Below are 1,099 nucleotides of genomic sequence, written 5' to 3' on the forward strand. Positions count from 1 at the left end.
AGGCTACGTAGCATTCTACGCAGTGGGTGCATACAGCTATGCCCTACTATCTCTGTATTACGACATCTCATTCTGGTTGGCATTGCCGATTGCTGGGATCATGGCCGCTTTGTTTGGCTTCTTACTGGGCTTTCCAGTACTACGCTTGCGCGGAGACTACTTGGCCATTGTAACTCTTGGGTTTGGCGAGATTATCCGTATCTTCCTTCTCAATGCTACATCCCTAACGGGTGGTCCGAATGGTATTGGAGGCATTGATAAACCGACACTCTTCGGTATGGAATTTGGACGCCGCGTAAAAGAAGACGGCAATACACTATTCCATGAAGTCATGGGAATCTCTTACGATTCAACGTACAAAGTTATCTTCCTTTATTTGTTAGCGCTTATCCTTGTCGTCATCACCGTCTTCGTGATCCGTCGACTTGTTCGAATGCCAGTTGGCCGAGCTTGGGAAGCATTGCGCGAAGATGAAATAGCCTGTCGTTCATTAGGTATGAATCGCACCGCGATCAAGCTTTCAGCATTTACAATCGGTGCTGCGTTTGCAGGATTTGCCGGTTGTTTCTTTGCCGCGCGCCAAGGCTTCATCTCTCCAGAGTCATTCACGTTTATTGAATCAGCCATTATCTTGGCGATTGTTGTTCTCGGTGGAATGGGCTCACAAATGGGCGTTATCCTCGCTGCAATTGCAATGACAGTACTGCCAGAGCTAGCTCGTGAATTCCAAGAATACCGAATGTTGATGTTCGGCTTAATGATGGTTCTTATGATGGTATGGCGACCACAAGGTTTGCTTCCTTCAAAACGTCCACACTTGGAGTTAGCAGATGACAAATAAGACACTACTAAACGTATCTGATCTCAGAATGCAGTTTGGCGGACTCGTTGCCGTCAACGGTGTAAACCTGCGTGTTGAAGAGGGTCAAATCGTATCAATCATTGGTCCTAATGGTGCTGGGAAAACAACCGTTTTTAACTGCTTAAGTGGCTTTTATACGCCTACTTCGGGGGTTGTTGAATTTATGGGAGAAGAAATCCAAAAGCTTCCTGATTTCAAAATCTCTCTAAAAGGCATGGTCCGCACCTTCCAACATGT

The 1,099-nt window shown here is 46.2% G+C and carries 2 protein-coding genes; both read left to right on the plus strand.

The annotated features are described in order from the left end of the window. Positions 1-841 (plus strand): high-affinity branched-chain amino acid ABC transporter permease LivM (gene livM, locus A3739_RS15095; protein ID WP_068501948.1); only part of this gene is annotated, 841 nt, incomplete at its 5' end. After that, on the plus strand, positions 831-1,099 hold a 269-nt coding region (locus A3739_RS15100; protein ID WP_156502612.1), incomplete at its 3' end, for an ATP-binding cassette domain-containing protein. The genes livM and A3739_RS15100, both read left to right, overlap by 11 nt.

The sequence above is a fragment of the Oleiphilus sp. HI0067 genome (assembly GCF_001635735.1).